7 protein-coding genes are annotated in these 6,605 nt (G+C 72.8%); 5 read left to right on the top strand and 2 right to left on the bottom strand.

All coding sequences use genetic code 11. The features are described from left to right. Window positions 1-175 precede the first annotated feature (175 nt). The 4 genes from fabG to AOK16_RS22975 all read left to right on the top strand — a co-directional run bounded on the left by fabG (window position 176) and on the right by AOK16_RS22975 (window position 3,161). Window positions 176-937, top strand: coding sequence for a 3-oxoacyl-ACP reductase FabG (fabG, locus tag AOK16_RS22990; RefSeq protein WP_055474058.1), 762 nt, complete (start codon window positions 176-178; stop codon window positions 935-937). Between the two features lie 89 nt (window positions 938-1,026). Beyond that, window positions 1,027-1,776, top strand: coding sequence for an SDR family oxidoreductase (locus AOK16_RS22985; RefSeq protein ID WP_055474060.1), 750 nt, complete (start codon window positions 1,027-1,029; stop codon window positions 1,774-1,776). 175 nt (window positions 1,777-1,951) lie between these two features. Beyond that, window positions 1,952-2,620 carry a uracil-DNA glycosylase gene (gene ung, locus AOK16_RS22980; protein WP_055474059.1) on the top strand — a complete coding sequence of 223 codons (669 nt, stop codon included), beginning with the start codon at window positions 1,952-1,954 and terminating at the stop codon, window positions 2,618-2,620. 37 nt (window positions 2,621-2,657) lie between these two features. Then, complete coding sequence (locus AOK16_RS22975) at window positions 2,658-3,161, top strand: hypothetical protein (RefSeq protein ID WP_240483709.1); 504 nt, start codon at window positions 2,658-2,660, stop codon at window positions 3,159-3,161. 51 nt (window positions 3,162-3,212) lie between these two features. Here the strand turns inward: AOK16_RS22975 and AOK16_RS22970 are convergent, their stop codons facing one another. Continuing rightward, on the bottom strand, window positions 3,213-3,731 hold the full coding sequence (locus tag AOK16_RS22970; RefSeq protein ID WP_055474056.1) for a DinB family protein: 519 nt from the start codon (window positions 3,729-3,731) through the stop codon (window positions 3,213-3,215). A 170-nt stretch (window positions 3,732-3,901) separates the two neighbouring features. Here AOK16_RS22970 and AOK16_RS27515 point away from each other — a divergent pair, with 170 nt between their 5' ends. Continuing rightward, on the top strand, window positions 3,902-4,807 hold the full coding sequence (locus tag AOK16_RS27515) for a Gfo/Idh/MocA family protein (protein ID WP_055474055.1): 906 nt from the start codon (window positions 3,902-3,904) through the stop codon (window positions 4,805-4,807). Here the strand turns inward: AOK16_RS27515 and lnt are convergent. Then, a complete protein-coding gene (gene lnt / locus AOK16_RS22960) occupies window positions 4,731-6,317 on the bottom strand; it encodes an apolipoprotein N-acyltransferase (RefSeq protein ID WP_055474054.1) in 1,587 nt (528 codons plus the stop codon). The genes AOK16_RS27515 and lnt overlap by 77 nt on opposite strands. Between the last annotated feature and the right edge of the window lie 288 nt (window positions 6,318-6,605).

Raw genomic sequence — 6,605 nt, 5'->3', positions numbered from 1 at the left:
ACCGGATCCCGTACGGCGGCGGGCTCTTGCAGCGGGTGGGGCCCTTGCGGTGGGGTGCCGTTGACACCGGGTGCCGCTGCTTCTAGCGTCTTGTCGACGACCTACTAAGCGGTTGCTCACGCGCTGTCGAGGACACAGCCGAGCACGCAGTCGAGCCGAGCCTAGGAGAACCCGCATGTCCACCACAGAGCAGCGCGTCGCGATCGTGACGGGAGCGGCCCGAGGCATCGGCGCGGCCACTGCCGTACGCCTGGCGGAGGAAGGCCGCGCGGTCGCCGTGCTCGACCTCGATGAGGCGGCCTGCAAGGACACCGTGGAGAAGATCACCGCGGCGGGCGGCAAGGCCCTCGCCGTCGGCTGCGACGTCTCCGACGCCGCCCAGGTCGAGGCCGCCGTCGCGCGCGTGGCCCAGGAGCTGGGCGCGCCCACGATCCTCGTCAACAACGCGGGTGTGCTGCGGGACAACCTGCTCTTCAAGATGAGCGACTCCGACTGGGACACCGTCATGAACGTGCACCTGCGCGGCGCGTTCCTGATGACGCGCGCGTGCCAGAAGCACATGGTGGACGCCCAGTTCGGCCGGGTCGTCAACCTGTCCAGCAGCTCGGCGCTGGGCAACCGAGGACAGGTCAACTACGCGGCGGCCAAGGCCGGTCTGCAGGGCTTCACCAAGACCCTCGCCAAGGAGCTGGGCAAGTTCGGCGTCACCGCCAACTCCGTCGCCCCCGGCTTCATCGTCACCGACATGACCGAGGCCACCGCCGCGCGCGTGGGCATGGACTTCGAGGACTTCCAGGCGGCGGCGGCCACCCAGATCCCGGTCCAGCGCGTGGGCAGGCCGGAGGACATCGCCAACGCCATCGCGTTCTTCACGGGTGAGGCCGCCGGGTTCGTCTCCGGGCAGGTCCTGTACGTGGCCGGCGGCCCGCTCAACTGACCGGAACGGACAGGGACATGACTGCACAGCAACCGCACCAGGACCGGCCCCGAGACCGGTCGCAGGCGCAGCCCCAGGATCGGGATCGGATTCAGGACAGCGGCAAGGTCGCGCTCGTCACCGGCGCGAGTCGCGGCATCGGCTACGGGATAGCGGAGGCGCTGGTCGCCCGCGGCGACCGGGTCGTGATCACCGGGCGGAACGAGGACGCCCTGAAGGAGGCCGTCGAGCGCCTCGGCGCGGACCGGGCGGTCGGCATCGCGGGCAAGGCCCACGACGAGGCCCACCAGGAGGCGGCCGTGGCCGGCGCCATGGAGGCCTTCGGCCGGGTCGACTACCTCGTCAACAACGCCGGTACGAACCCGGTCTTCGGGCCCCTCGCCGAGCTGGACCTCGCCGTGGCCCGCAAGGTCTTCGAGACCAACGTGGTCTCCGCGCTCGGCTTCGCGCAGCAGACCTGGAAGGCGTGGCAGAAGGACAACGGCGGCGCGATCGTCAACATCGCCTCCGTCGCGGGCATCGCGCCCTCGCCCTTCATCGGGGCGTACGGCGTCAGCAAGGCCGCCATGGTCAACCTGACCCTCCAGCTGGCCCACGAACTCGCCCCCGGCGTGCGCGTCAACGCCATCGCCCCGGCCGTCGTCAAGACCAAGTTCGCGCAGGCGCTGTACGAGGGCCGCGAGGAGGAGGCCGCGGCCGCCTACCCGCTGGCGCGGCTCGGGGTGCCCGAGGACATCGGAGGCGCGGCGGAGTTCCTGCTGTCCGACCGCGCGGGGTGGATCACCGGCCAGACGCTGGTGGTCGACGGCGGGATCTTCCTGAACGCCGGCGTCGGCTGAGCGCTTCGAGGACCGGTGGTCCTGGGCCGGGGCGGCCGCCGCTCCCGCCCAGGACCGCCGTTGTCAGTGGCCGCCGGTAGGTTCTGCGGTGGGAGTCGGTGCGGTGGCAGTGGGCCGCACCGGCCCTCACCACCGCACGGAGCGCACACACCGGAGGTTGTTGAACGTGACCGTCATGCTGCCCGAGTCCTGGCGCGGGGTCCTGGGGGACGAGCCGGCGAAGCCCTACTTCACGGAACTCGCCGAGTTCGTGGCCAAGGAGCGGGCGAACGGTCCGGTGTACCCACCGGAGGGCGAGGTCTTCGCGGCGCTTGAGGCCACCCCGTACGACCGGGTGAAGGTGCTGATCCTCGGACAGGACCCGTACCACGGCGAGGGGCAGGGGCACGGCCTGTGCTTCTCGGTCCGGCCCGGCGTGAAGACCCCGCCCTCGCTGCGGAACATCTACAAGGAGCTGCGGGACGAACTGGGGCACCCGGTGCCGGACAACGGCTATCTGATGCCGTGGGCCGAGCAGGGCGTGCTGCTGCTCAACGCGGTGCTCACGGTCCGGTCCGGCGAGGCCAACTCCCACAAGGGCAAGGGCTGGGAGAAGTTCACGGACGCGGTCATCCGGGCCGTCTCCTCGCGCCCCGACCCGGCGGTCTTCGTGCTGTGGGGGAACTACGCGCGCAAGAAGCTCCCGCTGATCGACACCGAGCGGCACGCCGTGGTCGAGGGGGCCCACCCCTCGCCGCTGTCCGCGAAGAAGTTCTTCGGCAGCCGCCCCTTCACCCGGATCGACGCGGCCATCGCGGCGCAGGGGCACGCGCCGGTCGACTGGCGCATCCCGAACCTGGGCTAGCGTCTCGGGCAGGCGTCCGAAAGGTGGCGGTTGTGCGGTGAGGAGCGCTGGAGGCGCGGCGGTGGCGGAGGAGCGGCAACAGGAGACGGCGTCCCAGGACGCCGTCATGACCCGGATCGGCCAGGCGGTGATGCTGCACCGGGGCGGCGACCGGGAGGAGGCCCGCAACCGGTTCGCCGCCTTGTGGGCGGAGATCGGCGAGGAGGGCGACCCCTTCCACCGCTGCACACTCGCCCACTACATGGCGGACACCCAGGACGACCCGGCCGAGGAGCTGGAGTGGGATGTACGGGCGCTCCAGGCCGCCGACAGTCTCACCGACGCCCGCGTCGGCGCGCACCACGCGTCCCTGGCGGTGCGCGCCTTCTACCCCTCCCTCCACCTCAACCTGGCGGCGGACTACGCCCAACTGGGCCGCCCCGGCGCGGCACGCCACGAGCTGGCCCGGGCCCGCGCGTGCGCCGGGGCGCTGGGGGACGACGAGTACGGGGACGGGATCCGGGCCGAGATCGCCCGGCTGGAGCTCGAGCTGGGCGGGTGACTGCCGTGGCGGAGGCCGGGGTTGGGGCCCTGTCCGCCTGGCGGCCGCCGGTCAGAAGCCCGTGGCGCCGTCGATGCGCTCGCGGATGAGGTCCGCGTGGCCGTTGTGGCGCGCGTACTCCTCGATCATGTGGACGTAGATCCACCGGAGGTTGAAGCTCTCGATGTCCCGGTGGCCGCCGGCTGACAGGTCGTCCAGGGAGCGCCCCGCCGCGTTCTCGCGGGCGCGGGCGATCTCGGCCTGCCAGGTGGCGTGGGCCTCTTCCCAGGTGTCGGACTCGGAGACGCGGAAGTCCCCGTCCTTGTCCGCCTCGTCGTAGTAGATCCGCCCGGCTTCCTGCTCGCCGGCCAACACCCTGCGGAACCAGTGGCGCTCGACCTCGGCCATGTGGCGTACGAGGCCGAGGAGGGTGAGCGCGGAGGGCGGGGCCGAGGCTTCGCGGAGTCGCTTGTCGTCGAGGCCGACGCACTTCCGGGCGAGGGTCTCGCGGTGGAAGTCGAGCCAACTCTCCAGCATGGCGCGCTCGCCGGCGGTCGTGGGCGGGATCGTGCGCTCAGGGTTCGTCGTCATGGGGTCATCATCGCCGGGGGCGGGGTGGCCGACTACCGAATTGTTCCGGCCGGGAGGGCGGGCGAGTGGAGCGCCCGTATGCTGCCGGGGCACGGAAGGTGGGCGGTGCCTGCCCCCGGACCTGACCGCCGGTGTCCGGGACACGAGCCACAGCTGAGGAGAGTGCGAAGGTGAAGGTCGGCGTCATCGGGCTCGGCGACATCGCGCAGAAGGCCTACCTGCCGGTCCTCGGCAGCCAACCCGGTCTGGAACTGCACCTCCAGACCCGCACCCCGGCCACCCTCGGCCGGCTCGGAGCCGCTCACCGCATCCCTGAGCAGCAGTGCCACACGAGCCTCGACTCCCTGCTCGCGGCCGCCCCGGACGCGGCGTTCGTACACGCCGCCACCGCCGCCCACGCCGAGATCGTCACCCGGCTCCTGGAGGCCGGGGTGCCGACCTACGTCGACAAGCCGCTCGCGTACGAGTACGCCGAGTCCGAGCGCCTCGTGCGGCTGGCAGAGGGGCGCGGAGTCAGCCTCGCCGTCGGCTTCAACCGCCGCCACGCGCCCGGCATCACGCAGTGCCTGGAGCACCCGCGGGACCTGATCCTGCTGCAGAAGAACCGGGTGGGGCTCGCCGAGGACCCGCGCACGCTCGTGCTCGACGACTTCATCCACGTCGTCGACACCCTGCGCTTCCTCGTTCCCGGCACCGTGGAGCACGTGGACGTGCGGGCCAAGGTCCGCGGCGGGCTGATGCACCACGTAGTGCTCCAGCTCTCCGGGCACGGCTTCACCGCCATCGGCGTCATGAACCGGATGAGCGGTTCCACCGAGGAGATCCTCGAGGTGTCCGGCCAGGACACCAAGCGCCAGGTGGTGAACCTCGCCGAGGTGATCGACCACAAGGGGCAGCCGAGCGTACGGCGGCGCGGCGACTGGGTGCCGGTGGCCCGGCAGCGGGGCATCGAGCAGGCGGTCCTGACGTTCCTCGACGCCGTACGGGTGGGCAAACCGCTCAGCGCCGAGGACGCCTTGGAGACCCATGAGCTGTGTGAGCGGGTGGTGCTGCGGTCCCTGGAGCAGGCCTCCTGACCGACCGGCCGCCCTCGACGGCGGCGTAGGCCGCGAGCGCGGCAAGCGACCCGTACAGCACCCAGTCGCCGAGGCGGACGTAAGGGCTGGTCCCACCGCCGAGCGGTACGTCGTAGACGGCGGCCGCCGAGGCCTCGGCGGACAGCCGGTCGCCGACGGGCGTGCCGCCCGGGCCGTACACGGCACTGACCCCGGTCAGCGTCGCGTGCACCATGGGCCGCCAGGTCTCGGCCGAGCGGAGCGCGGCGAGCGAGGCGTGCTGCTCGGGCGCCCAGCTCTGCTGGAACGTGGCGGTGGACGACTGCGCGACGAGTACCTGGGCGCCGTCCTGGACCAGGTGGCGGCTCATGTCGGGGAAGGCCGACTCGAAGCACACCAGTGGGCCGATCCGCAGGTCGCCCGCGCCCGGCACGGCCATCACGACCTGTCGCGTGCCGCGCCTGCGGTCCTCGGCCGCGGCCTCGCCGACCGAGGTGGCCCAGCCGAGGGCCGAGCGGAACGGTATGTACTCGCCGAAGGGCACGAGCCGCATCTTGTCGTAGCGCGGCCCGATCGGGCCCTCGGGGCCGATCAGCACCGAACTCTTGTGGATCCCGGACCGGTCGGCGGCCCGGGCGTCCACATTCACCAGCAGATCGGCGCCCACCTCGCGGGAGACCGCCGCCAGCCGGTCGCGCAGGTCGGGGCGGCCGGCCAGATCGGCGCTGACACTGCTCTCGCCCCAGACGACCAGGTCCAGGTCCTGCCCGGCCAGCTGCCGGGTCAGCTCCTCCTGCCGGTCGAACCGCGCCCTGCCGTCGGGCCCGCCGCCCAGGACCCCCGGCTGGACGACCGCGATCCGCACGCTCCCCGCCTGGTCCGGCAGTGGCGCCCAGGCCCATGCGGCGCTCCCGGCGACGGCGACCGTCAGCCCGCCCGCGACCGCGGCGGTACGGGCGGTGGGCAGGGCGACCAGGACGGCCAGCGCCGTGTTGAGGGCGACGATCAGGAACGTCACCAGCCACACCCCGCCGAGGGAGGCCAGCCGCAGCGCGGGCGTGACCTGCCACTGGCTCGCGCCCAGCAGATCCCACGGTCCGCCCAGGTACTCCCACGACCTGACCAGCTCGATCATGACCCAGCCGGACGGCACCAGCACCAGGGCGGCCGCCGCCCGCCGCCGGCTCGGCACGCCGCCCAGCAGCCGCCGCACCAGCACACCCCAAGGGGCCCACAACACGCCCAGCAGCAGAGCCAGGACGAACGTGAAAACGTGCAGATTCGGCAGGAGCCAGTGGTGCGCGGCGAACATGAAACCGGCCCCGCCCAGCCAGCCGTCGGCGGCCGCTGCGTGACTGGTCGGGGCCGAGCGCATGAGGAGGAGCCACGGTACGAGGGCGACGTAGGCGAACCACCACAGCGACGGCTCCGGGAACGCGAGCGAAGGCAGCGCCCCGGCGACGGCGGCGATCGCGCCGCGTTGCCAGGGGGTGACGAGCAGTCGCTGCCATCGGTCGACCGACATGCGCATGCCGTGCCTCCCTTGCCCTGTGGCCTCCGGCCCGGGCACGCCCCCTGGTGACTGGGGCTCCGCCGCCTTGGCGGGGGCCCAGTCACCAGTGTGGGGGAGCGCCCGCCCCGGCGACAGACGGCCGGTCGGCTCCCGCCGGGGGGTGGGGGGCTGCCCGGGCGTCCCCGGCCCGCACTCGGCGACGCACCGCCACCCGTTTCGGAGCGTGGCCGCTCCGGCGCCGGCCACCGCCGGTGGCGCAGGTTTCGTACGCGCCTGCGGCCCGGTGGCCACGCTGTGCCCACCCTC

It is taken from the genome of Streptomyces pathocidini (genome assembly GCF_001418495.1).
GTDB classification, from domain to species: Bacteria; Actinomycetota; Actinomycetes; order Streptomycetales; family Streptomycetaceae; genus Streptomyces; species Streptomyces pathocidini.
Note: the sequence above shows the minus strand (reverse complement) of the source record. Positions and strands in the feature narration are given on the sequence as shown.

Bases quoted from the DNA above. Each gene is read 5' to 3' on its own strand.
- fabG (WP_055474058.1), top strand. From the start codon at position 176: ATGTCCACCACAGAGCAGCGCGTCGCGATCGTGACGGGAGCGGCCCGA.
- ung (WP_055474059.1), top strand. From the start codon at position 1,952: ATGCTGCCCGAGTCCTGGCGCGGGGTCCTGGGGGACGAGCCGGCGAAG.
- AOK16_RS22970 (WP_055474056.1), bottom strand. From the start codon at position 3,731: ATGACGACGAACCCTGAGCGCACGATCCCGCCCACGACCGCCGGCGAG.
- lnt (WP_055474054.1), bottom strand. From the start codon at position 6,317: ATGCGCATGTCGGTCGACCGATGGCAGCGACTGCTCGTCACCCCCTGG.